Source organism: Streptomyces sp. PKA51 (assembly GCF_057552455.1).
Genome location: NZ_BAAJPZ010000012.1, coordinates 81,675 through 107,584, shown reverse-complemented (window position 1 = coordinate 107,584; position 25,910 = coordinate 81,675). Strand labels below are relative to the sequence as shown.

Here is a 25,910-nt window from a genome sequence, read left to right as displayed (position 1 = left end):
CTCACGCTCCGATCCGGTAGAGCGAGTGGGTCCAGGAGAAGCGTTCGTTCCCGCTGCCGTCGCCGCCGACGTACCAGCTGTGCGAGGCCCAGTTGTAGCGGGTGTTGGACGGCCAGGGGTCGCCCCAGTAGACCAGGCTCCGGTCGTCGTCGTAGCCGTACAGGACGTGCATGTGGCCGCCGCCGGAGGTCCATTGGATGCGCGTTTCCACCGGCCGGCCCGCGTTGACCTCGCCCTGCACGGTGGAGTAGCGCAGCCAGCCGTTCACGTACAGGCCCTTGTTGATGCCCGCCCAGGCCAGGGCGTTCTGCACATTGCCCAGCGTGGCCTGGTTGTTGGGGCAGGTGGTGCCCTGGGAGCGGTTGAAGGCGGCGTTGCAGAACTGGTTCTGGCTGTAGGTGCGGCCGAACCAGGTGGCGATGGTGTTGCCGGAGGCCGCCCAGCACCAGTTGCTCTTCTCCTGGGCCTGCATGGTGATGTCGAGCTTCTTGGCCGCCATCAGATCGGACCGGTCGCCGGTGGCCGCGCTCGCCGTGGTGGGGACGGCGAGCAGGACGGCGGCGACGAGCGCGGCGAGGGAGAACCGTCTGCCGCGGGGGCGGGACTTGCTTGGAGTTGCCGATGCCGAAGCACGGGACATCTTCGCGTTCCTCCCGTGTTGGGGGGTGGGGTGGAGGAGCGCGTCCGGACGCGTGTGAGGAGCATCGGATGTTGTCGGGGACCGGTCAACCAGTTTCAATACGAACCGAGGGCACGGTGTGAACGGTTCGACGGAGAAGTGAACGACCTGCGCCCCACCAAATGGTCCGTACCAATCCGACCAGGGCGGCGGCCCCCACCGATCGTGAATGTTCACATCGCGCCGGGGGCTTCCCAGGGGGACGAAGGAGCACGGCAATGGCACGCAGCACCCCCCGCGCCGACGGGACCGACCTGGAGCGGGCGCTGCGGACGGGCCCCTTCCATCTCGCCCTGCGCACCGCCCTCTCGGCCCGCGGCCTGGCCCTGCACCGGGTGCAGCACCGACTCGCCCAGCGCGGGGTCAAAGTGGGCGTGACCAGCCTGAGCTACTGGCAGCAGGGCCTGCGCCGACCCCGGCGCCCGGAGTCCCTGCGGGCCGTGCGGGTGCTGGAGGAGGTCCTCGACCTGCCCGCCCACGCGCTGACCCGGCTGCTCACCGAGCCCGCCGCCGGCGGGCCGGCAGCCGGCCGGCCCGCCACGCGCTCCTACCGCACGCTGGTGGAGGAGGCCCGGACCGTCGAACGGCTGCTGGCCGACCTGGAGGCCCCGCAGGACGGCGGCCTGCACACCGTCTGCCACCTCGAACGCGTCCGCATCGGGCCGGACCGCGTCCTGCACGGCCGCGACTCGCACCACGTGGTGCGGGCGCACCGCGACGGCGTCGACCGCTACCTCGCCATCCACCACGGCGACCCGGGCTGCGACCCGGCCCGCGTGGTGGTGCGCGCCGAGGAGAACTGCCGGGTGGGCCGGGTGCGCTGGCACGCCGCCTCCGGCGTGCTCGTCGCCGAGCTCCTCTTCGACGCCCGGCTGCGCGCCGGGGACACCTACGTCTTCGGCTACGGCTTCGACGACACGACGGGCGGCACGAGCCGGGAGTACGTCCGCGGCTTCAGCTTCGCCGGCGGGCAGTACGTCCTGCAGGTGCACTTCGACGACGCGGCCCTGCCGGTGCGCTGCCGCCGCTTCCACCAGGCCGGAGCCGGCGCCCCGCGCTGCGGCCAGCAGGAGCTGACGCTGTCGGGACGACACCGCGGCGTACACCTGGTGGAACAGGTGGTGCGCCCGGGAATCGTGGGAATCTCCTGGGACTGGTCGTAGAGCGTGTCCGGCGGATCTTCGTCACGCGCCACCACGGCGCCCCGTCAGGGGCGCGGGGCGGTGTCGATCTGCGGCTGCCACCGCGTGGGCGCGACAAGCCACCACGCGCCCGCAGACAGGGTGCTGTGCTTCGCCCGGGCCTCGGTGGCGCGTCGGCTGCGGGCCGTCGGTGGCTGATCGCGCAGTTCCCCGCGCCCCTGACGGGGCACTGCCTGATCCGCCGGGCACGCCCTGGCGCCTTCGGCGCCTGCGCGCCGTGGGCCTCAGGCCGCGGGGCCCGCCACGAGCCGGCCGCCCTCGGCCTTCACCGGGCACTCGGGCAGGGGCGCGCCGGCCGGGCCGGCGAGCACCTTGCCGGTGGCGGCGTCGAACGCGCTGCCGTGGCAGGGGCAGCTGATCCGCCCCTTCTCGACCTTGTCGACGACGCAGCCGGCGTGGGTGCACACCGCGCTGAACGCCTTGTACTGCCCCTCGCTGGGCTGCGAGACGACGAGCTTGTGGTCCCGGTACAGCCGGGCACCGCCCACCGGCACCTCTCTGGCCGCGCCCAGCTCGACGGGGGCGGTGGGCAGGGCGGCGTCCCGGCCGTTCGCCGGCCCGCAGGCGGCGGCACAGAACCCGGCGGCACCGGCGAGGGCCGCTCCGCGCAGCACGGTACGGCGAGCGGGCGAGGTCATGGGGACTCCAACGGGAAGGCGCGGTGGAACGCAGTGACAATAACGGACGCCCGTTTCCGTCCCGGAGGCGCGGCCGTCCCGGAGGCGCGGCCCCCGGGACGGAGAACACCGGCTACCGCCGCGCAGCGGCCCGCTTCGCGGGCTTCCGCCGCGGCGCCGGCGCGTCGCTGACGCGGTCGCCGAGCATGTCGCGCAGGAACTTGCCCGTGTGGCTGGCCGGCACCGCCGCGACCTCCTCCGGCGTGCCCTCGGCCACGACGAGGCCACCGCCGGAGCCGCCCTCGGGCCCCATGTCGACGACCCAGTCGGCGGTCTTGATCACGTCGAGGTTGTGCTCGATGACGATGACCGTGTTGCCCTTGTCGACCAGCCCGGACAGCACGGAGATCAGCTTGCTGATGTCCTCGAAGTGCAGGCCGGTGGTCGGCTCGTCCAGGACGTACACCGTCCGCCCGGTCGAGCGCTTCTGCAGCTCGCTGGCGAGCTTGACGCGCTGGGCCTCGCCGCCGGAGAGCGTCGGCGCGGACTGGCCGAGCCGGACGTAGCCGAGGCCGACCTCGTTGAGCGTGCGCAGGTGTCGGGCGATGGTGGGCACCGCCTCGAAGAACTCCAGCGCCTCGTCGATGGGCATGTCCAGCACCTCGGCGATGGACTTGCCCTTGTAGTGCACTTCCAGCGTCTCGCGGTTGTAGCGCGCACCGTGGCAGACCTCGCACGGGACGTAGACGTCCGGCAGGAAGTTCATCTCGATCTTGATGGTGCCGTCGCCCGCGCAGTTCTCGCAGCGGCCGCCCTTGACGTTGAAGGAGAAGCGCCCGGGCAGGTAGCCGCGGACCTTGGCCTCCATCGTCTCCGCGAACAGCTTGCGGATGTGGTCGAAGACGCCGGTGTACGTGGCCGGGTTGGAGCGCGGCGTACGGCCGATGGGCGACTGGTCGACGTGGACGACCTTGTCGACCAGGTCGTCGCCCTCCACCCGCGTGTGCCGGCCGGGCACCGCGCGGGCGGCGTTCAGCTCGCGCGCCAGGTGGGTGTAGAGGATGTCGTTGACCAGCGTCGACTTGCCCGAGCCCGACACGCCGGTGACGGCGGTGAGCACGCCGAGCGGGAAGGAGACGTCGATGTCGCGCAGGTTGTTCTCCCTGGCGCCGCGCACGGTCAGCTTCCGCTGGGGGTCGACGGGGCGGCGCACGTCCGGCAGCGGGATGGACCGCTTGCCGGACAGGTACTGCCCGGTCATGGACGCCTCGGTCTTCAGCAGCTCCTTCAGTGGGCCGCTGTGCACGACCTTGCCGCCGTGCTCGCCGGCGCCGGGGCCGATGTCCACGACCCAGTCGGCGACCTTGATGGTGTCCTCGTCGTGCTCGACGACGATGAGGGTGTTGCCCATGTCGCGCAGCCGCACCAGGGTCTCGATCAGGCGGTGGTTGTCGCGCTGGTGCAGACCGATGGAGGGCTCGTCCAGCACGTACAGCACGCCGACCAGGCCGGAGCCGATCTGGGTGGCGAGGCGGATGCGCTGGGCCTCGCCGCCGGAGAGGGTGCCGGCGGCGCGGTTGAGCGAGAGGTAGTCCAGGCCGACGTCGACGAGGAAGCGCAGGCGCTCGTTGACCTCCTTGAGCACCCGCTCGGCGATCTTCTTCTCGCGGCCGGTGAGCTTCATGCCGGAGAGGAAGTCGGCGCACTCGCTGATCGACATCGCGGAGACCTCCGCGATGGAGCGGCCCTGCACGGTGACGGCGAGGACGATCGGCTTGAGGCGGGTGCCCTCGCAGGTGGGGCAGGGCACCTCGCGCATGTAGCCCTCGAAGCGCTCGCGGCTGGAGTCGGACTCCGCCTCGGAGTGGCGCCGCTTGACGAAGGGCACCGCGCCCTCGAAGGCCGTGGTGTAGGCCCGCTCGCGCCCGTAGCGGTTGCGGTAGCGCACCTCGATCTGGGTGCGGTGGCCGTTGAGCAGGGCCTTCTTGGCCCGCTGCGGCAGCCCCGACCAGGGGATGTCGGTGCGGAAGCCCAGGGCGTCGGCGAGGGCGCCGACCAGGCGGGTGAAGTAGTCCTTGGTGTGGCCGTGCGACCAGGGGCTGATGGCGCCCTCGTCCAGGGACTTGTCCGGGTCGGGGACGACGAGCTCGGGGTCGACCTCCATGCGGCTGCCGATGCCGGTGCAGTCGGGGCAGGCGCCGAAGGGCGAGTTGAAGGAGAAGGACCGCGGCTCCAGCTCCTCGAACGACAGGTCGTCGTACGGGCAGTACAGGTGCTCCGAGAACATCCGCTCGCGCTCGGGGTCGTCCTCGGGCAGGTCGACGAAGTCGAGGACGACCATGCCGCCGGACAGGCCGAGCGCGGTCTCGACCGAGTCGGTCAGCCGGCGCTTGGCGCTGTCCTTGACGGTCAGGCGGTCGACGACCACCTCGATGGTGTGCTTCTCCTGCTTCTTGAGCTTGGGCGGGTCGGTGAGCTGGACGGTCTGCCCGTCCACGCGCGCCCGGCTGTAGCCCTTGGTCTGCAGGTCGGCGAAGAGGTCGACGAACTCGCCCTTGCGCTCGCGCACCAGCGGCGAGAGCACCTGGAAGCGGCTGCCCTCGGGCAGCTCCAGCACCTTGTCGACGATGGCCTGCGGCGACTGCCGGGAGATCGGGCGGGCGCACTCGGGACAGTGCGGCTTGCCGATCCGGGCGAAGAGCAGGCGGAGGTAGTCGTAGACCTCGGTGATCGTGCCGACCGTGGAGCGCGGGTTGCGCGAGGTCGACTTCTGGTCGATCGACACGGCCGGGGACAGGCCCTCGATGAAGTCCACATCGGGCTTGTCCATCTGCCCGAGGAACTGCCGTGCGTAGGAGGAGAGCGACTCGACGTAGCGACGCTGCCCCTCGGCGAAGATCGTGTCGAACGCGAGGGAGGACTTGCCCGATCCCGAGAGCCCCGTGAAGACGATCAGGGAGTCGCGCGGGAGGTCGAGCGAGACGTTCTTGAGGTTGTGCTCGCGAGCGCCACGGACGATGAGACGGTCAGCCACGCCGGTCGGCACCTTTCTTGAGAGTCGGCTCTGAAGAGCTGCAGGGGGTGGGCCGCACCCCCGATGCCACGCCCCCGATCCAGAGTACGGGGGGCCTGTGACAACGAGGGGGCCGCGCGGATGTCGTAAAGCGATGCCACCCACGAGCGTATAGCACGCACATTCGATTTACGGGCACAAGCCGATCCCTTCACCCGAAGGAGTGGCGGGGGCTAGGGTCGGGCCATGATTGATCATGTGCAGGACCTCGCTTCCCTGCGCGAGGCGACCGAGCGACTGACATCCGCACTCGACGGCCTGGACGATCACGACGGCTCCGTCGTCACCGCGCCGTCCCGGCTGCCCGGCTGGAGCCGCGGGCACGTCCTGGCCCACCTGGCCCGCAACGCCGACGCCCTGGTCAACGTGCTCGAAGGCCGTCCGATGTACGCCAGCGCCGAGGCCCGCGACGCCGACATCGAGCGCGGCGCCCCGCGCCCGCTCGCGGAGCAGCTGACCGACCTGCGCGAGAGCGCGGAGCGCTTCTTCACGGCCGCCGCCGCACCGGCGGACTGGACGCGCACCGTCGAGCTGCGGGGCGGCGTCACCGACGTGGCCGCCCGCGTCCCCTTCCGCCGCCTGGTCGAGGTGGAACTGCACCACGTCGACCTCGGCATCGGCTACGAGCTGGAGGACCTGCCCGCCGGCTTCGTCGCGGACGAGATCGACTTCCTTGCCCGGCGGTTCGCCGGCAACCCCGACGTCCCCGCGCTGCGGCTGGAGGCGACCGGCGGCGGCCGGTGGAGCAGCGGCCGCACCGAGGGCGACCCCCTGACGGTCACCGGCTCCGCCGCCGACCTGCTGGGCTGGCTGGCGGGCCGGCGCGACGGCGCGGGGCTCGAAGCCGGTGGCGTCAAGCTGCCCGTACTTCCTTCGCTATAGGGTGACTTCCATGACGTACACCGGAGTGGTAGAGGTCGGCGGACCTGCGGACGTGCACGAGTTGACCGATCTGATGATCTCCAAGGTCGCGGTCGGCCCGATGAACAACAACGCCTATCTGCTGCGGTGCCGCGCGACGGACGAGCAGCTGCTCATCGACGCCGCCGCCGAGCCGAAGACGCTCCTCACCCTGATCGGTGACAGTGGCATCGCCTCGGTGGTCACCACCCACCGGCACCAGGACCACTGGGGCGCCCTGCAGGAGGTCGTGGAGGCCACCGGCGCCCGTACGTACGCCGGCCGGTACGACGCCGAGGGCATCCCGGTCGCGACCGACGTGCCCGTCGAGGACGGGGACGTCATCCGGGTCGGCCGCGTGGAACTGACGGCCCGCCACCTGGTCGGCCACACGCCGGGCAGCATCGCGCTGGTGTACGACGACCCGCACGGCCACCCGCACGTCTTCACCGGCGACTGCCTCTTCCCGGGCGGCGTCGGCAACACCCACGACGACCCGCAGGCCTTCGCCAGCCTGATCGGCGATGTGGAGACCAAGATCTTCGGGCAGCTGCCGGACGAGACCTGGGTCTACCCCGGCCACGGCAACGACACCACGCTGGGCGCCGAGCGCCCGCACCTCGCGGAGTGGCGCGAGCGCGGCTGGTAGCAGCCCGGCACAGGGGAGCGCGTCGTCCGCACGCCAGGCGGACGACGCGATTCCGGCGCGCCCCCGGCAGCGCTCCCCCGCGCCCCGTTTCCCCGGCGGCCCGGGGAAGTTGGGCAGTACATGAACCGGGACCGCTCCCCGGCCATGCTCCGCCTCGCGGCGGCGTCCATGGCCGGCACCGCCATTGAGTTCTACGACTTCTTCACCTACGGAACCGCCGCCGCCCTCGTCCTGGGCCGGCTGTTCTTCCCCACCGCCTCCCCCCTCATGGGCACCCTCGCCGCCTTCGGCACCTTCGGCATCGGCTTCGTCGCCCGCCCCCTGGGCTCGATGCTCTTCGGGCACATCGGCGACCGGCTCGGCCGCCGTCCGGTCCTGATCTCCTCGCTGCTGCTGACCGGCGCCGCCACCGTCGCCGTCGGCCTGCTGCCGACCTACCGCGACATCGGTCCCGCCGCCCCGCTGCTGCTGGTGGCCTTGCGCTTCCTGCAGGGCCTGGGGCTCGGCGGGGAGTGGGGCGGCGCGATGCTCATCACCGCCGAACACGCCCCCGCGCACCGGCGCGCGCTGTGGTCCAGCTTTCCCCAGACCGGCCCGACCGTCGGCTTCCTGCTCGCCAACGGCATCGCCCTGACCCTGTCGGTCACCCTCGACCAGGCGCAGTTCCTCGGCTGGGGCTGGCGGGTGCCGTTCTGGGTGGCCGGGCTGCTGGCGGTGGCCGGGCTGCTGCTGCGCAGCCGGCTGGAGGAGACCCCCGACTTCCGGGCGCTGGCCGCCCGCGAGGCCCGGGCGTCCCTGCCGCTGGCCGAGGTGGTGCGCGACCACTGGCGGCTGGTGCTGCTGACGGCCGGTGCGCTCTCCTTCGGCTACGCCGTCTTCTACACCGTCACCACCTGGTCCCTGGCCTACGGCAGCGAGCACCTGGGGGTGGACCGCACCGTCCTGCTCGTCTGCATCATGGTCGCGGTCACCGCCTCGGGCGTGGCCACCCCGCTGGTGGCCCTGGCCGCCGACCGCCTCGGCCGCCGACCGCTGTGCCTGGCCGGCTGCGTGGCCGTGGCGCTGTGGATGTTCCCCCTGGTCGGCCTGCTGCACACCGGCCGGCCGGCGCTGATGCTGCTGGGCTTCGTCGTCGCCATGCTGGCCTTCGTCATCACCTTCGGCGTCGTCGGCGCCTACCTGCCGGAGCTGTACGAGGCCCGGGTGCGCTGCACCGGAGCCGCCGTCGGCTACAACCTGGCCGGCGTGCTGGGCGGGGCGGTCACCCCGCTCGTGGCCACCGCGGCTGCCCGGGGCGACGGCACGCCCTGGGGCGTGGCCGTCTACCTCACCGGCATGGCGCTGCTCAGCCTCGGCTGCTTCCTGCTGCTGCCCGAGACCCGGCCGGTGGTCGCTCGCCGGCCGGCCGCCGACCCCTCGCCGGCGTGAGTCAGCCGCGCGAGCCGGCCGGCACCGCCTCGGCCCGCTCCTCGCGGGCCGAGGCGCGCAGGGAGGTGACGGTGGTGACGACGAGCACCGCGCAGATGACGCCGAGCGAGACGGCGGTGCTGATCTCCGGGACCGCCACACCGCCCTCGTGCAGCGCGTGCAGCACCAGCTTGACGCCGATGAAGCCGAGGATCACCGACAGGCCGTAGGACAGGTGCACCAACTTCTGCAGCAGGCCGCCGATCAGGAAGTACAGCTGCCGCAGGCCCATGAGCGCGAAGGCGTTGGCGGTGAAGACGATGTACGGGTCCTGGGTGAGGCCGAAGATCGCCGGTATGGAGTCCAGGGCGAAGAGCACGTCCGTCGTGCCGATCGCCAGCATCACGATCAGCATCGGCGTCATCAGCCGCTTGCCGTTCTCGACGACGAACAGCCGCGTGCCGTGGTAGCGGTCGGTGGAGGGGAAGCGGCGCTCGACCATCTTCAGGAAGCGGTTCTCCTCGAACTCCTCCTCCTGCTCCCCGGACCTGGCCTCCTGGATCAGCTTCCATGCCGTCCACACGAGGAAGGCGCCGAAGATGTAGAAGATCCACGAGAAGTTGGCGATGACGGCCGCGCCCGCGCCGATGAAGCCGGCCCGCAGCACCAGGGCTATGAGCACGCCGACCATCAGCACCCGCTGCTGGTAGATCGAGGGCACGGCGAACTTCGACATGATCAGCACGAAGACGAAGAGGTTGTCGACGCTCAGCGACTTCTCGGTGATGAAGCCGGCGAAGAACTCGCCGGCCGGCCGCCCGCCCCCGAAGACGAGCAGGCCGAGCCCGAAGAGCCCGGCCAGGACCACCCAGACCACCGTCCAGGTGCCGGCCTCCTTCAAGGAGACCTCGTGCGGCTTGCGGCCTCCGATGAAGAAGTCGGCGGCGACGAGGGCGCACAGACCGAGCACGGTCAGCACCCACAGCGTCAAGGTGACGTCCACTGTTCCTCCGGTGTGTCGTACGGGCGTACGGCAACTCCGAGAACAGTACAGGAAACCCCAAAGAAAAGTAAAGAGAAAACCAAAAGACCAGGTCAGGGCATTAGATGCCGTACGCCCGGCGCGACTGGCCCACCTTCCGCAGCACGTCGCGGACCACGTCGCTGCCCGGCGGCACCACCGGCGGCTCGTAGGTCCAGGCGTGCCCCACCCACGGGTCCGCCAAGTGGTCGTCCGGCACCGGGGTGATCCGCAGCAGGGACCGCCACAGCGGATCGAGCACCGGCCCGTACGCCCGCGCGTCGTCCCGGTCGGCGACCAGCACCACGTGCACGCCCACCGACGGGCCCTCGTCCACCAGGTACCGCAGCTGGGTGACGGCCCGGTCGTCGAAACCGTGCGGGAAGTCGTTGACCAGCAGCACCTGCTCCCCGGTGTCGACGTCCTCGGGCAACGAATCCAGCGCGCGGTTGCGCACGGCCATCTGCACCAGGTCGACGCGGCGCGTCAGCCGCTCCAGCGTCTCGCTCACCCCGCGCGCCCCGGTCACCGGCGCCTCGCGCAGCGCCCCCGACTCCAGCAGCGGGGCCAGCGCCGTGCCGCCCGCGCCCGCCGGGTCGATGACGTGCAGCGTGTAGTCGCCGACGGGGTGGACGGCCAGCAGCCGCACGGCGAGGTTCACCGCGCAGCTCATGGCGGACGTACGCAGCTCCGCCGGGTCCCACAGGCCCGCCCCGGGGCCCCCGGTCGGCCGGCCGGCATCCACCCACAGGCCGCGCTCCAGCGGCAGCCGCACCAGCAGCGGAATGCGCAGGTCCGTGCGCTCGGGCAGGTGGACGTCCCCCAGCCGCAGCGCCAGCGGCCGCTCCAGCGGCACCTGGTAGCCCTGCCAGACGGGGTGGTCCCAGCGGGCGCACGAGGGCGGCAGCGCGTGCTCGACGACCTCGGCCTCCTCTGCGAGCTGGGCCAGGTCCCGGTCCAGGACGGCCCGTGCCTGCTCGACCAGCTGCCGGTGGCGGTCGCGGGCCTCCTGCCGTGCCGCGTCGGCGGCCGGCCCGACCCGGGTGGCCGGGTCCGTCAGCACCTGGTCCAGCTCGCGGTCCAGGCGCGACTCGGCGAAGTCGACCGCGCTGCGGTAGGCCGCGACGGCCCGGGCCAGGTCCTCGAACATGCCCCGGACCTGGTTGTAGAGCCGCTCGTCCATCGACCACCCGGTGGCGTCCCCGGCGACCGGACCGCTGCGCTCGGCACGGCCGCCCTCGGGCACCGTCCCGGGCGGCAGTGCGGCTGCGGCCTCCGTCGGGGCGGACGGCGTCCCTGCGGCGGCCGCGGGCGCATGGCCGGCTTCGTGCCCGGCGGGCGTGCGGTGCCGGCCCGGGTGCCGGTAGCTGACAGGGCCCGCGGACGCGCCCCGGGTGCCCTCGGCCGCCGCCTCGCGGCCGGTCGGAACGGCGGCAGCCGTCCCGTCGCCAGCCGTGCCGAGGCCGGCCGCCTCCCGGCCGACGGAACCGTCGACCGCTCCCGCCGAGACCACGGAGCCGGTCCCGGACGCCACGGCGGCCTCGGAGCCGGTCCCGGACGCCACGGCGGCCGCCGTTGCTTCCCCCTCACCCGCCACGGGCGTCACCGGCACCGCCGCCTCTGCGGCCTCCGCGGGCACCGCCAGCGCCCGCTCCGCGGCCTCCGCGGTCCCGGCGGCCTCGACCAGGCCGTGGTCGCGCAGGAGGGCCGCCAGGCCCTCCGCGTAGCCCTGGCCCACCGCGCGCACCTTCCAGGCGCCCTGTCTGCGGTAGAGCTCCACGGCGACGACGGCCGTCTCCGCATCCAGACCGGTGACCGTGTATCCGGCGATCTCCTCGCCGGCGTCCGTGGCGACGGCGACGTACGGCGCGGCCAGTGCGCCGAAGCGCGCGGGCCCGGCCGCCTGCGGGACGACGGCGAGCACCACGGCCAGCCGGTGCGCGGTCTCGGGGACGGCGTCCAGGTCGACCGTCAGCACATGCTCGGCCGCGGCCCGGCCGGGCACCTCGGCGCCGGGCAGGCGGGGCGACCCCGGGTGGGCGACCCACTCGGGTCCGGGCACCGTGCCGTCCTCGCCGGTGAGGGCCGCCGCGGCCATCACCGGGTGACCCGCCGAGATCCGCACCTGCAGTCGGCTCCCGGTCAGCGGGTGGTTCTGGCCCCGCACCAGCTCGGCCGTCATCGCCGCTCGTCCCCCTTGCGCGCCCGGCGCGCCTCGTCGTGCTTGCTTTCGTGCCCATGCCCGCGCCTGCGCCCGTGCATGATCGCGCCCATTGTGCGACGGGCCCGGCGGATGGCGCTCCGCCGGGCCCGTGTGCGTCTCGCCGTGCCGGCCCCGCGGGGCCGGCCGGGGTGTCACAGGACGGCCTGGATCTCCGCGAGCAGGTCCTGGAAGGTGCGGCCGTTGGCCGGGGTGCCGATGGCGGTCATCTGCCAGCCGTTGCCGACGCGGTGGACCTTGGCCATGATCTGCGCCGTGTACGGGCCGCCGCCGTCGAGGGTGTAGCGGGCCAGCTCCTGGCCGGTGGTCTCGTCGACCAGCCGGCAGAAGGCGTTGCGGACCTCGGAGAAGGTCTGGCCGGTGAAGGAGTTCACCGTGAAGACGATCTGGTTGACGTGCACGGGGACGCGCTGCAGGTCGACGAGGATGGACTCGTCGTCGCCGCCCTGGCCCGCGCCGCCGACGAGGTTGTCGCCGGTGTGGCGCACCGAGCCGTCCTTGCTGACCAGCTGCTGGAAGAAGGCCACGTCGACCGGCTGCTTGTCGGCGAAGAGCACCGCCGAGGCGTCGAGGTCGATCTCCTTCGTCCGCGTACCGAACAGGCCACGGCGGGGGGCCGCCTGCCAGCCCAGCCCCATCCGCACCGCGGTCAGGGTGCCCCCGTCGGCCTTCTGCAGGCTGATGCCCTGGCCCTTGGACAAGTTGACCGTCACGCGCAGTCCCTCTCTCGTTCGTTCTTTCCCCCGTGACCGCACGTCCGCGCGGTCCTCGTGAACGACCCTACGCACAACCGGGGAGTGCTCCGACACCCCCCGGTGGGTTTGTGGCGGTCTTGAAACACGCGCCGTGACGCGGGCGGGCCGCTCAGGCGATCCCGGCCTCCCGCATCTGCCGCAGCTCCTTCTTCAACTCGCTCACCTCGTCGCGCAGTCGTGCCGCGACCTCGAACTGCAGCTCCGCCGCCGCGGCCCGCATGCGGTCGGTCAGCTCCTCGATGGTCTGCGCGAGTTCGGCGGCCGGCCGGTCGGTGAGCACCTCCGCCTTGTCCTTGGCACCGGCCTTCGCGGCGGCCTTGGTCCTGCCCTTGGCGGGGGTCGGGGCCTTGCCCTTGCCCTTGCCCGCGGGCGCCTGGCGGTAGCCGGTGTTCAGCAGCTCCTCGGTATCGAGCTCCTCGCGCGCGAGGGTCGCCACGATGTCACCGATCTTCTTGCGCAGCGGCTGCGGGTCGATGCCGTTGGCCTTGTTGTAGGCGACCTGCTTCTCGCGGCGGCGGTTGGTCTCGTCGATGGCCTTCTCCATCGCCGGCGTGACCTTGTCCGCGTACATGTGCACCTGGCCCGAGACGTTGCGCGCCGCGCGGCCGATGGTCTGGATCAGGGAGGTGCCCGAGCGCAGGAAGCCCTCCTTGTCGGCGTCCAGGATGGCCACCAGCGACACCTCGGGCAGGTCGAGGCCCTCGCGCAGCAGGTTGATGCCGACGAGCACGTCGAACTCGCCGGCGCGCAGCTCGCGCAGCAGCTCGACCCGGCGCAGCGTGTCGACGTCGCTGTGCAGGTAGCGCACGGCGATGCCCAGCTCCAGGAAGTAGTCGGTGAGGTCCTCGGCCATCTTCTTGGTCAAGGTGGTCACCAGCACGCGCTCGTCGCGCTCGGTGCGCTTGCGGATCTCGTGCACCAGGTCGTCGATCTGGCCCTCGGTGGGCTTGACCACGACCTCCGGGTCGACCAGGCCGGTGGGGCGGATGATCTGCTCCACGAACCCGTCGCCGCGCGAGAGCTCGTACGGCCCGGGGGTGGCCGACAGGTAGACGGTCTGCCCGATGCGCTCGGTGAACTCCTCCCACTTCAGCGGGCGGTTGTCCATCGCCGACGGCAGCCGGAAGCCGTGCTCGACGAGCGTGCGCTTGCGGGAGGCGTCGCCCTCGTACATGGCGCCGATCTGCGGCACGGTGACGTGCGACTCGTCGATGACGAGGAGGAAGTCCTCGGGGAAGTAGTCGAGGAGGGTGTTCGGCGGGGAACCCGGCTCCCGGTCGTCCATGTGCAGCGAGTAGTTCTCGATGCCGGAGCAGGAGCCGACCTGGCGCATCATCTCGATGTCGTAGGTGGTGCGCATGCGCAGCCGCTGGGCCTCCAGCAGCTTGCCCTGCTTCTCCAGCTGGGCCAGGCGTGCCTCCAGCTCCGCCTCGATGCCGGAGATCGCCTTCTCCATGCGCTCCGGGCCCGCGATGTAGTGACTGGCGGGGAAGACGTACAGCTCCTGGTCGTCGGAGATGACCTCGCCGGTGAGCGGGTGCAGGGTCGACAGGGCCTCGATCTCGTCGCCGAACATCTCGATGCGCACGGCGAGCTCCTCGTAGACCGGGAAGATCTCGATGGTGTCGCCGCGCACCCGGAAGGTGCCACGGGTGAAGGCGAGGTCGTTGCGCGTGTACTGGATCTCCACGAACCGCCGCAGCAGCTGGTCGCGGTCGATCTCCTGGCCGACCTTGAGCGGCACCATGCGGTCGACGTACTCCTGGGGCGTGCCCAGACCGTAGATGCAGGACACCGACGCCACCACGACGACGTCGCGCCGGGTGAGCAGGGAGTTCGTCGCGGAGTGCCGCAGCCGCTCGACCTCCTCGTTGATCGAGGAGTCCTTCTCGATGTAGGTGTCCGACTGCGGGACGTACGCCTCGGGCTGGTAGTAGTCGTAGTACGAGACGAAGTACTCGACGGCGTTGTTGGGCAGCAGCTCGCGGAACTCGTTGGCGAGCTGGGCCGCGAGCGTCTTGTTCGGTGCCATCACGAGCGTCGGCCGCTGCAACTTCTCGATCATCCACGCCGTGGTCGCCGACTTGCCGGTGCCGGTCGCGCCGAGCAGGACGACGTCCTTCTCGCCGGCGCGGATGCGCCGCTCCAGCTCCGCGATGGCCGCCGGCTGGTCACCGCTGGGACGGTAGGGGCTGACGACCTCGAAAGGCGCCACCTTGCGTTCGATCTGGGATACGGGCCGCATGAGACCACCGTACGGCCCACCACTGACAACGTGCTCGTCTCCCTCGCGCGGCCCGCCCCGCCGCGGCCGTTCCCCGGCGAACACAGGGCGAAGAGACGGCAAAGGGTCACCGTTCCGGGGTGCCGGGACGGTCGCGATCACGTAGGTGTTGCGTGTACGACTTTCCGTGCACCCCGTACGACGTTGCGTACACGCCCCCGGGAGCGTCACCGCCGCGCCCGGCCCGGACGCCGCAAGGAGCCCGCATGCGCATCCGTCCCCTCGCCGCCGTGGCCGGCACGCTCGTCGGCCTGTCCCTCGCCGCGCTCGCCCCCGCCGCCACCTCCGCGGCCCCGGCCCCGGGCGCCCCCGGGCGCGCCCCGCTCCCCGTCGCCATCGGCCACCGCGGGGTGCCCTCCGAGGCGCCCGAGAACACCCTGGCCTCCATCGACAGAGCCGCCGAACTGGGCACCGAGTGGGTGGAGAACGACGTCCAGCGCACCAAGGACGGCGCCCTGATCGTCCTGCACGACACCACCCTGGCCCGGACCACCGACGTCGAACAGCGCTACCCGGGTCGCGCCCCGTGGAAGGTCGCCGACTTCACGCTCGCCGAGATCGGCACGCTGGACGCCGGCAGCTGGTACGACCGCCGCTTCGCCGGCGAACGGGTGCCCACCCTCGCCGCCTACCTGCGGCAGGTCGATCACAACCGGCAGAAGCTGCTGCTGGAGGTCAAGGCCCCCGAGCTCTACCCGGGCATCGAACGGCAGCTGACGGCCGAGCTGGACCGGGCGGGCTGGCTGGACGGCGACCACGTCGCCGACCGGCTCGTCGTCCAGAGCTTCAATGCGGCGTCCCTGAAGACGCTGCACGCGCTGCGACCCGACATCAAGAAGGGCTTCCTCGGCGCCCCCCAGCCCACCGAGCTGCGCTCCTACGCCGCCTTCGCCGACCAGATCAACCCCGACCACGCCAAGGTCACCGCGCAGTGGGTGCGTGCCGTGCACGCCGTGAAGGGCCCCCACGGGCGCCCGCTGGAGGTCTGCGCCTGGACCGTGGACGACGGCGACGACGCCGTCGCCCTGGCGCGCCTGGGGGTGGACGGCATCATCAGCAACACCGCCCACACGATCGCCGACGCCCTCGCCGACGAGGCGGACGACCCCTCGTTCCTGCCGGACCCGGCCGCCTGAGCCGACGCCCCCCGGCCCTGCAGCAGGATCCCGGAGCCGGGATCCTGGGAGTACGGGAGGTGATGCGCATGCGCAGCGGAAACGAACCCGTCACGGCGCGCAGCCCGCTGCGGCTGCGCCTGGGGCTGGCCGTCTTCGGGCTGGTGTGCACGGCGGCCGGTACCGCCGCCTTCGTCCTGGCCGGACGGGTGGGCTGGGCAGTGGCCTGCGCGGTGGTGGCCGCGGTCAGCGTGGTGGACATCTGCGTGATCGTGCGGCACATGCGGCAGGGGCCGCACTACCAGCCGGGTCCGGACGTGCCGCCCTACGAGCCGCCGCCCGGTTCCGGCGGGAACCGTCCCTAGGTCGCGCCGGTCCTGCAGTGCCCCGTAAGGGGAGCGGGGCTGCGCCGATCTGCGGCTGCCGCCGCGCGGGCGCGAAAGGCCACGACGCACCTGCAGTCGCCCCCGGGGGTGGCGTGTCGGCTGCGGGCCGTCGCGGGCCGATCGCGCAGTTCCCCGCGCCCCTGACGGGGCACTGCACCAGTCCACGGCGCCCCATAGGGGCGCGGGGAACTGCGCGACAAGGCACCACGCGCCTGCAGACGGGCTGCCGTGCCGCGCCCACTCGGCGGCAGCCGCAGATCGACAACGCCCCGCGCCCCTACGGGGCGCCGTCCTCGGCCAGGTATCGGCGGGCCTCCTCGGCGCGGTGCTCGCGCTCCTGCTCCGGCAGGCGTTCCCAGGCGGCCCGCGCCTGGGCGAACCGCTCCAGCAGGGCATCGGCGTACGCGCCGACCTGCAGGGCCTCGCGCAGGCCGGTGCGGCCGGCGAGCACCTCGCGGGCCATCTCCTGCAGGACGTCACCGGCACTGCCCGTCGCGAGCTGCCGGAGGGCGTCGTGGACCACGCGGGCGCGTGCCCTGTCGCGCCCGGGGGTGATGAACTCCTCCGGGCGGACTTCCGCTTCGGCCATGGTTGCCCCTGCTCTCTCGTGCGCCGTCAGACCGCCGGGTGGTCGTATCCCGTGCGCGGCAGCGGGAAGGTGCCCAGCCGAGCCGCGATCTCCCCGCCCGCTCTGCCGATGACCGCGCAGCTGGTGTTCATGACCACTTGTGCGGCGTTGACCAGTGCGGTGATGCGCTCCCACTCCTTCAGCGCGACCCGGGCCTCGGCGGCCCCGAGGGCGTACCCCATCGCGGCGCCCCAGCCGGTCCATCCCGAGGCCGTGCCCACGGCTGCCGCGAGGGCGCCGGTGATCAGCGCGTCCATCAGCAGGGACAGGCCCTCGCCGACGGCCTGGCCGGTGGCGCAGACCGAGCGGGAGATGACGAGGTACTCCTCGCCCACGGCGTGCAGTTCGTCGCGGATCTCTTCGAGATGGGTGCGCAGGACGGTGAAGTAGGTGCGCGCGGCGTCGGCCGCATTGCCCTCCCATACGCTCTCGCTCGCCGCGGTGCCGGAGCCGATGTTGCGGGCGAGGGCGTCGGTGGCCCGGGCGAGGTTGTGCCAGGTCTCGGCGCAGCGGGCGAAGCTCTCCCAGTCCCCGGCCAGGTGCGCCTCCAGCCATGCGACGGGGTCCTCGCCGAGCACGAGTTCGGCGAGTTTGACGAGCCAGCCCGTGGGGCTGAGCACGTCGCCCACGGCGTTGACGGCGTGGAGCGGGTCGACGAACCCGGCGGGCTTGTGCGGCGGGGTCAGCGGGGCCGTGGGGGAGGCGACGTCGTGGAAGCTCATCGGGCCGTCAGCGCCGTGCCGTGGCGTAGGAGGCGTCCATGTCGGCGGCGACGCCCGCGTCGGTCCGGCGGTAGTACGCGGCCGCGGCGTGCAGTTCCCGCGCGGATTCGCGCAGGACGGCGTCCAGCCGCTGCAGCGCACCGTGGACGGCGCCGCGCACGTGCTCATGCCCTCCGGCCGCAACGGACAGCAGTCCGCCCTGGGGGCCGGTCAGGCGGCCGAACCGCGCGAGGTACTGCAGCATCGCGCTGGTGTCCTCCGCACCCCGCTGCACCTGCCCCGCGAACTCCGCCAGCCGCTGGGCCTCCACTCTCAGTCGCACGGACTCCCCCTCGCTCATGGCACCACGCAGGCCAGCAGGAAGCACACCACCGCACCGGCGCCGCCCAGGCGCAGCAGCCAGACGACGGGGGCGGCCAGGACGGTTCCCCGCAGCCGCTCGCGGGCGGCGGTGCGCCGGCCGGAGTCCTTGGGGCTGAATCCGACCGCGGTCACCACGACGCCGTACGTGGCGATCAGCAGCAGGAGGAAGAAGAAGAACAGCCAGCCCCAGCAGGACCGCAGGCTCACGGGCGCGTAGCGGGCGTCGTCGCGGTAGACCTTGACGCGCTCCCCGGGCACGTACGAGCCGTTCAGCGCGGCGTCGAGGCGGGCGGGTCCGCCGTCGAAGGGGTGGAAGACGCCCTCGCAGACGTTCTGCTCGTCGCCGGAGTGCCCGGTGTGCTCGACGTGGCAGTGGCGCACCGTCAGTGTGCCCTGGTGCTCGGCGTATCCGGCGGCCCACCAGGCGTTGGTGAGCGCGCCATCCATGAGGTAGATCCCCAGCAGGACGACGCACACGCCGCCGAGGCGCGCCTTGAGGGTGCGCGCGGGCGGGGGCGCGAAGGGGCCGGCCCCCAGCAGTTCCGGCGTGGCCATGGGCACTCCCCTCGAAGAACCGGCCGGTGGGCCGCTGTTGCCGTGCGAGGGGCGTCACGTTACCGAGGGGGAAGGGGCGCGCACGGACGCCACGACGGCCGCTGGGCCGCCCGTGGCGCTCCCCCGAGGCCGCCGGGATGCTTGTACGACAAGGCCGGGGCGGGGTGCGGCGGGGCCCGGCGGGTCACGGCGAGCACCACCCGATAGGACGAACCGATCAATCCTCGGTGCCGTGCGCGGCCCGCTCCCGCAACTGCTCCCACAGGGCCCGCACCTGGGGTTCGAGCGCGTCGAGGGGGCCGTCGTTGGTCAGGACGACGTCGGCCACGGCCAGCCGCTGTGCGCGGGTGGCCTGGGCGGCCATGCGGGAGCGGGCCTCGTCGGGGGTCATGCCGCGCAGCCGCACCAGGCGCTCCAGCCGGGTCTCGGTGCTCGCGTCGACGACCACCACCAGGTCGTACAGCGGGGCCAGCCCGTTCTCGGCGAGCAGCGGCACGTCGTGGACGACGACGGCGTCCGGCCCGGCGGCGGCCTCGAGTTCGGCGGAGCGGGCCCTGACGAGGGGGTGCACGATCGCGTTCAGGGCGGCGAGCCGGTCGGGGTCGGCGAAGACGACGGCGCCGAGCCGGGGCCGGTCGAGGGCGCCCTGGGGGGTCAGGACGCCGGGGCCGAACTCGGCGACGACGGCCGCCAGTCCGGGCGTCCCCGGCTCCACCACCTCCCGGGCGATCCTGTCGGAGTCGACGATCACCGCTCCGTACGCGGCGAGGAGCCGCGAGACCTCGCTCTTGCCGGCACCGATTCCGCCCGTCAGGCCCACTCTCAGCATGGGCCCACGCTATCGGGCGGGCGGTCAGTGGCCGCCCTCGCCCTCCCTGTCGGCCAGGAAGCGCTCGAACTCGGCGCCGAGCTCCTCGGCGGAGGGCAGCTCGGCGGGTTCGGCGACGAGGTTGCCGCGGGACTCGGCGCCGGCCACGGCGTCGTACTGGTGCTCGAGGCCGCGCACCAGGGAGACCAGCTCCTCGTCGCCCCGGGCGAGCTGGTGCTCGATCTCCTCCTGCGTGCGGTGGGCCGCGCTGCGCAGGGCGTGCGCGGTGCCGGGCAGGACGAGCCCGGTGGCGGCCGTGACGGCCTCCAGCACGGTCAGCGCCGCGTCGGGGTAGGCGGAGCGGGCGACGTAGTGCGGCACGTGGGCGGCGACCCCGAGGACGTCGTGGCCGGCCTGGGCGAGCCGGTACTCCACGAGTGCCTCCGCGCTGCCGGGCACCTGGGCCTCGTCGAAGTAGCTGCGGTGGCCGGGCGTCAGGTCGGTGCGGTTGCCGTGCGGCGTGATGCCGACGGGGCGGGTGTGGGGGACGCCCATGGGGATGCCGTGGAAGTTGACGGCCAGGCGCACCCGGAGCCGCTCGACGATCTCGCGGACGGCGGCGGCGAAGCGCTCCCACTCCACGTCCGGCTCGGGCCCGGCGAGCAGCAGGAACGGGGCGCCGGTGGTGTCCTGCACCAGGTGCAGTTCGAGCCGGGGCGTCTCGTACGCGGTCCAGCGGTCGCGCCGGAAGGTCAGCAGCGGGCGCCGGGCGCGGTAGTCGATGAGCCGGTCGTGGTCGAAGCGGGCGACGACCTGGTGCGGCAGGCCGTCGAGGAGGTGCCTGACGATCAGGTCACCGGTCTCCCCCGCGTCGATGTACCCGTCGAAGTGGTAGAGCATGACCAGACCGGCCGAGTCCTGGGCAAGGGCCAGGTCGGCCACGGCGAGCCCCTTGGGCTCCCATTCGTACAAACCCTGCGGATCCAACACAGTGACCGTTCCTCCTCATGTTCCGTACGGGGGAACGCATTTGACGGCCCGGACCATTCCCGGGCGGCCGCACGAGGTGGAGTGACGGACATGAGTAAGGCCCGCTCTCCAAGGAGAGCGGGCCTTACATCAGTCAGCTGCGGTCAGCTGCCTTCGGTGCAGAGCCTCAGCTCTGGCCGCCGGCGAGCTTCTCGCGGAGGGCGGCCAGCGCCTCGTCCGACGCCAGGGCACCGGAGGTGTCGGCCGACTCGGAGGAGTACGAGCCACCGGCCGGAGCGGCCTGGGCAGCGGCCTGGTCGCCGGCGGCGGCAGCCTCGGCGTCCGCCTCGCGGGACTTGATGACCTGCTGCTGGTGCTGCTCGAAGCGGGCCTGCGCCTCGGCGTACTGGCGCTCCCACTCCTCGCGCTGCTTCTCGTAGCCCGGCAGCCAGTCGTTGGCCTCGGGGTCGAAGCCCTCGGGGTAGATGTAGTTGCCCTGGTCGTCGTAGGACGCGGCCATGCCGTACAGGGTCGGGTCGAACTCGACCACGGACGGGTCGGCACCGAAGGACTCGTTGGCCTGCTTCAGCGAGAGGCTGATGCGGCGGCGCTCGAGGTCGATGTCGATGACCTTGACGAAGATCTCGTCGTTGACCTGGACGACCTGCTCCGGGATCTCCACGTGGCGCTCGGCCAGCTCGGAGATGTGGACCAGGCCCTCGATGCCCTCGTCGACGCGGACGAACGCACCGAACGGAACGAGCTTGGTGACCTTACCCGGGACGACCTGACCGATCTGGTGGGTCCGGGCGAACTGCTGCCACGGGTCCTCCTGGGTCGCCTTGAGCGACAGGGAGACGCGCTCGCGGTCCATGTCGACGTCCAGGACCTCGACCGTGACCTCCTGGCCGACCTCGACAACCTCGGACGGGTGGTCGATGTGCTTCCAGGACAGCTCGGAGACGTGGACGAGACCGTCGACGCCACCCAGGTCCACGAAGGCACCGAAGTTGACGATGGAGGAGACGACGCCGGAGCGCACCTGGCCCTTCTGCAGGGTGGTGAGGAAGGTCTGGCGGACCTCGCTCTGGGTCTGCTCCAGCCAGGCGCGGCGGGACAGGACCACGTTGTTGCGGTTCTTGTCCAGCTCGATGATCTTGGCCTCGAGCTCCTTGCCCACGTAGGGCTGGAGGTCGCGGACACGACGCATCTCGACCAGGGAGGCCGGCAGGAAGCCACGGAGGCCGATGTCGAGGATGAGACCACCCTTGACGACCTCGATGACGGTACCGGTGACGATGCCGTCCTCTTCCTTGATCTTCTCGATGGTGCCCCAGGCACGCTCGTACTGGGCGCGCTTCTTCGAGAGGATCAGGCGGCCTTCCTTGTCCTCCTTCTGGAGAACCAGGGCCTCGATCTCGTCGCCGACCTTGACGACCTCGTTCGGGTCGACGTCGTGCTTGATCGAGAGCTCGCGGGAGGGGATGACACCCTCGGTCTTGTAACCGATGTCGAGCAGGACCTCGTCCCGGTCGACCTTCACGATGACGCCGTCGACGATGTCGCCGTCGTTGAAGTACTTGATCGTCTCGTCGATCGCGGCGAGGAAGGCTTCCTCGTTACCGATGTCGTTGACCGCAACCTGCGGAGTGGTGGCGGTGGTCTCGGTGCTGCTCGTCATGTGGGAAAGGGCTCCGGTACGGACATTGAAGTCGTAGGTACTGCTACGCCGTGAGCCCGTATCGCACTGCCGAAGCCGGACAGCTTTGGAGGCGCACTCTCCGCAAAGAGCCCGAAGACCACCGGGAGCGCCTCGGAAACCGAGGGGACATACAACAGATGCGAGCGCGACCTGCTCTGTCTGAGGCGCGCAGGCCCGCAGCGCAACTTGTAGCATACGGGGGCAGCCGGACACGGTCAATGCGCGAAGGCGCCCACCCGGGATGAAACATCATAAATCCGGCACAACTCGGGTTGTGCGAGGCCACGAGGGCCCCCCGGGACACGGGAACGCACCGCGCGCCGGCTCCCTACCACCCCGTAGCGTCACGTTCGGGCGCGCGCCTGCGAAGATCGGGCCGAGCACGACCATTCAGGGCAGGACCACCGCAGAGCATGCACAGCGACACAGCCGAGGCCGGGGACACGACCACCGACATGATCCAAGAGTACGAGCCCGAGGCGACCCGCCGGGAGACGGGCGACAGCGAGAGCAGCCGGGCCAGCCGTGGCTGGTGGGACCGCAACGCCGACGAGTACCAGAGCGAGCACGGCGGCTTCCTGGGCGACGACCGCTTCGTGTGGGGCCCCGAGGGCCTGGACGAGGCCGAGGCCCGCCTGCTCGGGCCCGCCGGCTCCCTCGCGGGCCGCGACGTGCTGGAGATCGGCGCCGGCGCCGCCCAGTGCTCGCGCTGGCTGGCCGCCGAGGGCGCCCGGCCCGTCGCCCTGGACCTCTCCCACCGCCAGCTCCAGCACGCCCTGCGCATCGGCGCAGACTTCCCGCTCGTCGAGGCCGACGCCGGCGCCCTGCCGTTCGCCGACGCCTCCTTCGACCTGGCCTGCTCCGCCTACGGGGCGGTGCCCTTCGTCGCCGACCCGGCACGGGTCATGCGCGAGGTGCACCGCGTGCTGCGGCCCGGCGGACGCTGGGTCTTCAGCGTCACCCACCCCATCCGCTGGGCCTTCCCCGACGAGCCCGGGCCCGAGGGGCTGTCGGTGTCCGCCTCCTACTTCGATCGCACGCCCTACGTCGAACAGGACGAGGAGGGCCGGGCCGTCTACGTCGAGCACCACCGCACCCTCGGCGACCGGGTCCGCGACGTCGTCACCTCCGGCTTCCGCCTGCTCGACCTCGTCGAGCCGGAGTGGCCCGCCTGGAACCGGCAGGAGTGGGGCGGCTGGTCCCCGCTGCGCGGGCACCTGATCCCCGGCACCGCCGTCTTCGTCTGCGCCCGCGACTGACCCGATGCGCGACGCCCTCCTGGACCTGCCCGTCCGCAGTGCCCTGCCGGACCTCACGCGCGCCCTGGACGAGCACGGCGCGGCCGTGCTGTGCGCGCCGCCCGGCACTGGCAAGACCACCCTCGTCCCCCTGGTGCTCGCCGGCCTGGTGCCGGGCGGCGGAGCGCCGCGGCGCGTCGTCGTCGCCGAGCCCCGCCGCATCGCCGCCCGGGCCGCGGCCCGGCGCTTGGCCTGGCTGCTGGGCGAGCCGGTCGGCGGGCGGATCGGCTTCACCGTCCGCGGCGAGCGGCGGGCCGGGCCCGCCACCGTCGTCGAGGTTGTCACCACCGGTGTGCTCCTGCAGCGCCTGCAGCGCGACCCCGAGCTCGCCGGCGCCGACGTCGTCGTCCTCGACGAATGCCACGAGCGGCACCTGGACGCGGACACCGCCGCCGCCTTCCTGCTGGACGTCCGGGCCGCCCTGCGCCCGGACCTGCGCCTGGTCGCGGCATCGGCCACCACCGATGCCGAGGGCTGGGCCCGGCTGCTGGGCGGCGCGCCGGTCGTCGAGGCCCGGTCGGTCACCCACCCGGTGGACGTCGTCTGGGCGCCGCCGGAGCGGCCGGTGCGCCCGCCGCACGGCCTGCGGGTGGACCCGGTGCTGCTGGAGCACGTCGCCGGCGTGGTGCGCCGCGCCCTGCGCGAGCGCACCGGTGACGTGCTGTGCTTCCTGCCGGGCGTCGGCGAGATCAGCCGCGTGGCCGGCCTGCTGGGCGGCCCGCAGCAGCTGGGCGCGGAGGTCCTCCAGGTCCACGGGCGGGCCCCGGCGGCGGTCCAGGACGCCGTGCTGGCCGGCGGCAGCGGCCTGCGCCGGGTGGTGCTGGCGACCGCGGTCGCCGAGTCGAGCCTGACGGTGCCGGGGGTGCGGGTCGTGGTGGACGCGGGCCTGGCCCGCGAGCCGCGCACGGACCACGCGCGGGGCCTGAGCGCCCTGACGACCGTACGGGCGTCCCGGGCGGCCGGGCGGCAGCGCGCGGGCCGGGCGGGGCGCGAGGCGCCGGGCACGGTCTACCGCTGCTGGGCGGAGGCCGACGAGGCGCGGCTGCCGGCGTTCCCGCCGGCGGAGATCACGGTGGCCGACCTGACGGCGTTCGCGCTGCAGGCGGCGTGCTGGGGCGACCCCGATGCGAGCGGCCTGGCCCTGCTCGACCCGCCACCGACCGGCGCACTGGCCGCCGCGCGCGCCGTGCTGCAGGCCACGGGCGCCGTGGACGAGGTGGGGCGCCCCACCGGACGCGGCCGGCGCATGGCGCGCCTGGGCGTGCACCCCCGCCTGGCGCGCGCTCTCCTGGACGGCGCCCGGGAGGTCGGCGCACGCCGCGCGGCGGAGGTGGTGGCGCTGCTGAGCGAGGAACCGCCCCGCGAGTACGGCGACGACCTCGCCGCGGCCTGGCGCACGGCGCGCCGCGCCACCGACGCCTACGCCGCGCGCTGGCGCGCCGAGGCCGGCCGCCTGGAGAAGGCCCTGGCCACGGTGACCGCCCCCGGCGAGCGGGCGGCCGATGCCCCGGAGCGGGGGCACTCCCCCACCGACGACGTCGCCGCCGGGCTCGTGGCCGCGCTCGCGTACCCCGAGCGGGTGGCGCACGCGCGCGGGGGCGGGTCGTACCTGATGGCCTCCGGCACCCGGGCCGAGCTCGGCGAGGGCTCGCGCCTGCGCAGTGCGCCGTGGCTCGCGGTGGCCGTCGCGGACCGGCCCGTCACGGCCGCCTCCGCCCGGGTGCGGCTCGGCGCCGTGATCGACGAGGAGACGGCCCGTACCGCCGCGGGGGCGCTGTTCGCCGAGGGCGAGGAGGTGCACTGGTCGCCCGAGCGGGGCGACGTGGTGGCACGCCGCGTGACGCGCCTGGGCGCCGTGGAGCTGGCCTCGGCCGCGCTGAGCGCGCCGGACGCGACGCTGGTACGGGCGGCGCTGCTGGAGGGGCTGCGCCGGGAGGGCCCGGGGCTGCTGCGCTGGAGCGCGGAGGGAACGGGGCTGCGGCAGCGGCTGGCGTTCCTGCACCGGGTACTGGGCGAGCCGTGGCCCGACGTGTCGGACGCGGCGCTGCTCGACCGCGCCGAGGAGTGGCTCGGCCCGGAGCTGGACCGGGCCCGCAGGCGCGCGGACCTGGAGCGGGTGGACGCCGGTGCGGCGCTGGAGCGACTGCTGCCGTGGGCGGACGGGCAGGCCGTGCGCCTGGCCGAGCTGGCGCCGGAACGGCTGGAGGTGCCCAGCGGCTCGCGGATCCGGGTCGACTACGGCGGTGAGCAGCCCGTGCTGGCCGTGAAGCTGCAGGAGATGTTCGGGCTGCAGGAGACGCCACGGGTGGCGGACGGGCGGGTGCCGGTGCTCGTGCACCTGCTCTCGCCGGCGGGCCGGCCGGCGGCCGTCACGGCGGATCTGGCGTCGTTCTGGCGGGAGGGCTACCGGTCGGTGCGGGCCGAGCTGCGCGGCCGCTACCCCCGGCATCCGTGGCCGGAGGACCCGGCCGGGGCCACGGCGACGCGCCGCACCAACGCGCGTCGCAGCTAGCCGGCGGATACGGCGCCCTGTAGGGGCGCGGGGAACGGCGCGAC

At 73.0% G+C, this 25,910-nt stretch carries 22 protein-coding genes; 8 read left to right on the top strand and 14 right to left on the bottom strand.

All coding sequences use genetic code 11. From position 1 onward, the window contains the following. Nucleotide 1: 1 nt before the first annotated feature. Complete coding sequence (locus AC27L3_RS19110) at nucleotides 2-640, bottom strand: papain-like cysteine protease family protein (RefSeq protein WP_487235251.1); 639 nt, start codon at nucleotides 638-640, stop codon at nucleotides 2-4. A gap of 257 nt (nucleotides 641-897) precedes the next feature. Here AC27L3_RS19110 and AC27L3_RS19105 point away from each other — a divergent pair, with 257 nt between their 5' ends. Next, nucleotides 898-1,842 carry a hypothetical protein gene (locus tag AC27L3_RS19105; RefSeq protein ID WP_487235250.1) on the top strand — a complete coding sequence of 315 codons (945 nt, stop codon included), beginning with the start codon at nucleotides 898-900 and terminating at the stop codon, nucleotides 1,840-1,842. Between the two features lie 263 nt (nucleotides 1,843-2,105). Here AC27L3_RS19105 and AC27L3_RS19100 read toward each other — a convergent pair whose 3' ends face one another. Together AC27L3_RS19100 and uvrA are read right to left on the bottom strand one after the other, a co-directional pair. Next, entirely contained in the window at nucleotides 2,106-2,519 is a 414-nt protein-coding gene (locus tag AC27L3_RS19100) for a Rieske (2Fe-2S) protein (protein WP_487235249.1), read from the bottom strand. A gap of 112 nt (nucleotides 2,520-2,631) precedes the next feature. Then, nucleotides 2,632-5,532 (bottom strand): excinuclease ABC subunit UvrA, encoded by a 2,901-nt coding sequence (uvrA, locus tag AC27L3_RS19095; RefSeq protein WP_487235248.1) that lies wholly within the window; start codon nucleotides 5,530-5,532, stop codon nucleotides 2,632-2,634. A 225-nt stretch (nucleotides 5,533-5,757) separates the two neighbouring features. Between uvrA and AC27L3_RS19090 the strand changes: the two genes are divergently transcribed. The 3 genes from AC27L3_RS19090 (at nucleotide 5,758) to AC27L3_RS19080 (ending at nucleotide 8,548) form a co-directional block, all read left to right on the top strand. Further along, the gene (locus AC27L3_RS19090; RefSeq protein WP_487235247.1) at nucleotides 5,758-6,453 is read left to right on the top strand and encodes a maleylpyruvate isomerase family mycothiol-dependent enzyme; all 696 of its coding nucleotides are present in this window, start codon (nucleotides 5,758-5,760) and stop codon (nucleotides 6,451-6,453) included. A gap of 10 nt (nucleotides 6,454-6,463) precedes the next feature. Next, entirely contained in the window at nucleotides 6,464-7,120 is a 657-nt protein-coding gene (locus AC27L3_RS19085) for an MBL fold metallo-hydrolase (protein ID WP_487235246.1), read from the top strand. Nucleotides 7,121-7,264: 144 nt separating this feature from the next. Further along, nucleotides 7,265-8,548: an MFS transporter gene (locus tag AC27L3_RS19080; RefSeq protein ID WP_487235347.1), complete on the top strand. Its 1,284-nt coding sequence runs from the start codon at nucleotides 7,265-7,267 to the stop codon at nucleotides 8,546-8,548. A gap of 1 nt (nucleotide 8,549) precedes the next feature. Here AC27L3_RS19080 and AC27L3_RS19075 read toward each other — a convergent pair whose 3' ends face one another. The 4 genes from AC27L3_RS19075 to uvrB all read right to left on the bottom strand — a co-directional run bounded on the left by AC27L3_RS19075 (nucleotide 8,550) and on the right by uvrB (nucleotide 14,769). Further along, the gene (locus tag AC27L3_RS19075) at nucleotides 8,550-9,530 is read right to left on the bottom strand and encodes a TerC family protein (protein WP_487235245.1); all 981 of its coding nucleotides are present in this window, start codon (nucleotides 9,528-9,530) and stop codon (nucleotides 8,550-8,552) included. Between the two features lie 100 nt (nucleotides 9,531-9,630). Continuing rightward, nucleotides 9,631-11,730, bottom strand: coding sequence for a TerD family protein (locus AC27L3_RS19070; RefSeq protein WP_487235244.1), 2,100 nt, complete (start codon nucleotides 11,728-11,730; stop codon nucleotides 9,631-9,633). A 173-nt stretch (nucleotides 11,731-11,903) separates the two neighbouring features. Beyond that, complete coding sequence (locus AC27L3_RS19065) at nucleotides 11,904-12,482, bottom strand: TerD family protein (protein ID WP_344437046.1); 579 nt, start codon at nucleotides 12,480-12,482, stop codon at nucleotides 11,904-11,906. Nucleotides 12,483-12,633: 151 nt separating this feature from the next. Further along, entirely contained in the window at nucleotides 12,634-14,769 is a 2,136-nt protein-coding gene (gene uvrB / locus AC27L3_RS19060; RefSeq protein WP_487235243.1) for an excinuclease ABC subunit UvrB, read from the bottom strand. Between the two features lie 245 nt (nucleotides 14,770-15,014). Between uvrB and AC27L3_RS19055 the strand changes: the two genes are divergently transcribed. Beyond that, nucleotides 15,015-15,944 carry a glycerophosphodiester phosphodiesterase gene (locus AC27L3_RS19055; RefSeq protein WP_487235242.1) on the top strand — a complete coding sequence of 310 codons (930 nt, stop codon included), beginning with the start codon at nucleotides 15,015-15,017 and terminating at the stop codon, nucleotides 15,942-15,944. A gap of 68 nt (nucleotides 15,945-16,012) precedes the next feature. Next, the gene (locus AC27L3_RS19050) at nucleotides 16,013-16,288 is read left to right on the top strand and encodes a DUF6343 family protein (RefSeq protein WP_487235241.1); all 276 of its coding nucleotides are present in this window, start codon (nucleotides 16,013-16,015) and stop codon (nucleotides 16,286-16,288) included. A gap of 298 nt (nucleotides 16,289-16,586) precedes the next feature. Here AC27L3_RS19050 and AC27L3_RS19045 read toward each other — a convergent pair whose 3' ends face one another. The 7 genes from AC27L3_RS19045 to rpsA form a co-directional block, all read right to left on the bottom strand. Continuing rightward, complete coding sequence (locus AC27L3_RS19045; protein WP_487235240.1) at nucleotides 16,587-16,898, bottom strand: hypothetical protein; 312 nt, start codon at nucleotides 16,896-16,898, stop codon at nucleotides 16,587-16,589. A 26-nt stretch (nucleotides 16,899-16,924) separates the two neighbouring features. After that, nucleotides 16,925-17,659 (bottom strand): hypothetical protein, encoded by a 735-nt coding sequence (locus tag AC27L3_RS19040; RefSeq protein ID WP_487235239.1) that lies wholly within the window; start codon nucleotides 17,657-17,659, stop codon nucleotides 16,925-16,927. A 7-nt stretch (nucleotides 17,660-17,666) separates the two neighbouring features. Then, the gene (locus AC27L3_RS19035; protein WP_487235238.1) at nucleotides 17,667-17,981 is read right to left on the bottom strand and encodes a type VII secretion target; all 315 of its coding nucleotides are present in this window, start codon (nucleotides 17,979-17,981) and stop codon (nucleotides 17,667-17,669) included. 14 nt (nucleotides 17,982-17,995) lie between these two features. Further along, nucleotides 17,996-18,577 carry a hypothetical protein gene (locus AC27L3_RS19030; RefSeq protein WP_487235237.1) on the bottom strand — a complete coding sequence of 194 codons (582 nt, stop codon included), beginning with the start codon at nucleotides 18,575-18,577 and terminating at the stop codon, nucleotides 17,996-17,998. A gap of 217 nt (nucleotides 18,578-18,794) precedes the next feature. Then, a complete protein-coding gene (gene coaE / locus AC27L3_RS19025; RefSeq protein WP_487235236.1) occupies nucleotides 18,795-19,406 on the bottom strand; it encodes a dephospho-CoA kinase in 612 nt (203 codons plus the stop codon). Nucleotides 19,407-19,430: 24 nt separating this feature from the next. Next, the gene (locus AC27L3_RS19020) at nucleotides 19,431-20,375 is read right to left on the bottom strand and encodes a PAC2 family protein (RefSeq protein ID WP_487235235.1); all 945 of its coding nucleotides are present in this window, start codon (nucleotides 20,373-20,375) and stop codon (nucleotides 19,431-19,433) included. 166 nt (nucleotides 20,376-20,541) lie between these two features. Then, the gene (gene rpsA, locus AC27L3_RS19015; RefSeq protein ID WP_344437057.1) at nucleotides 20,542-22,035 is read right to left on the bottom strand and encodes a 30S ribosomal protein S1; all 1,494 of its coding nucleotides are present in this window, start codon (nucleotides 22,033-22,035) and stop codon (nucleotides 20,542-20,544) included. Between the two features lie 476 nt (nucleotides 22,036-22,511). Here rpsA and AC27L3_RS19010 point away from each other — a divergent pair, with 476 nt between their 5' ends. Continuing rightward, nucleotides 22,512-23,315, top strand: a complete 804-nt coding sequence (locus AC27L3_RS19010; RefSeq protein ID WP_487235346.1) for a class I SAM-dependent methyltransferase — start codon at nucleotides 22,512-22,514, stop codon at nucleotides 23,313-23,315. A 4-nt stretch (nucleotides 23,316-23,319) separates the two neighbouring features. Beyond that, the gene (gene hrpB / locus AC27L3_RS19005; RefSeq protein WP_487235234.1) at nucleotides 23,320-25,866 is read left to right on the top strand and encodes an ATP-dependent helicase HrpB; all 2,547 of its coding nucleotides are present in this window, start codon (nucleotides 23,320-23,322) and stop codon (nucleotides 25,864-25,866) included. Nucleotides 25,867-25,910 lie beyond the last annotated feature (44 nt).

Bases quoted from the DNA above. Each gene is read 5' to 3' on its own strand.
- AC27L3_RS19010 (WP_487235346.1), top strand. From the start codon at position 22,512: ATGATCCAAGAGTACGAGCCCGAGGCGACCCGCCGGGAGACGGGCGAC.
- uvrB (WP_487235243.1), bottom strand. From the start codon at position 14,769: ATGCGGCCCGTATCCCAGATCGAACGCAAGGTGGCGCCTTTCGAGGTC.
- AC27L3_RS19030 (WP_487235237.1), bottom strand. From the start codon at position 18,577: ATGGCCACGCCGGAACTGCTGGGGGCCGGCCCCTTCGCGCCCCCGCCC.
- rpsA (WP_344437057.1), bottom strand. From the start codon at position 22,035: ATGACGAGCAGCACCGAGACCACCGCCACCACTCCGCAGGTTGCGGTC.
- AC27L3_RS19085 (WP_487235246.1), top strand. From the start codon at position 6,464: ATGACGTACACCGGAGTGGTAGAGGTCGGCGGACCTGCGGACGTGCAC.
- AC27L3_RS19080 (WP_487235347.1), top strand. From the start codon at position 7,265: ATGCTCCGCCTCGCGGCGGCGTCCATGGCCGGCACCGCCATTGAGTTC.
- AC27L3_RS19110 (WP_487235251.1), bottom strand. From the start codon at position 640: ATGTCCCGTGCTTCGGCATCGGCAACTCCAAGCAAGTCCCGCCCCCGC.
- AC27L3_RS19100 (WP_487235249.1), bottom strand. From the start codon at position 2,519: ATGACCTCGCCCGCTCGCCGTACCGTGCTGCGCGGAGCGGCCCTCGCC.
- AC27L3_RS19040 (WP_487235239.1), bottom strand. From the start codon at position 17,659: ATGAGCTTCCACGACGTCGCCTCCCCCACGGCCCCGCTGACCCCGCCG.
- AC27L3_RS19105 (WP_487235250.1), top strand. From the start codon at position 898: ATGGCACGCAGCACCCCCCGCGCCGACGGGACCGACCTGGAGCGGGCG.
- coaE (WP_487235236.1), bottom strand. From the start codon at position 19,406: ATGCTGAGAGTGGGCCTGACGGGCGGAATCGGTGCCGGCAAGAGCGAG.
- AC27L3_RS19090 (WP_487235247.1), top strand. From the start codon at position 5,758: ATGATTGATCATGTGCAGGACCTCGCTTCCCTGCGCGAGGCGACCGAG.
- hrpB (WP_487235234.1), top strand. From the start codon at position 23,320: ATGCGCGACGCCCTCCTGGACCTGCCCGTCCGCAGTGCCCTGCCGGAC.
- AC27L3_RS19055 (WP_487235242.1), top strand. From the start codon at position 15,015: ATGCGCATCCGTCCCCTCGCCGCCGTGGCCGGCACGCTCGTCGGCCTG.
- AC27L3_RS19070 (WP_487235244.1), bottom strand. From the start codon at position 11,730: ATGACGGCCGAGCTGGTGCGGGGCCAGAACCACCCGCTGACCGGGAGC.
- AC27L3_RS19045 (WP_487235240.1), bottom strand. From the start codon at position 16,898: ATGGCCGAAGCGGAAGTCCGCCCGGAGGAGTTCATCACCCCCGGGCGC.
- AC27L3_RS19050 (WP_487235241.1), top strand. From the start codon at position 16,013: ATGCGCAGCGGAAACGAACCCGTCACGGCGCGCAGCCCGCTGCGGCTG.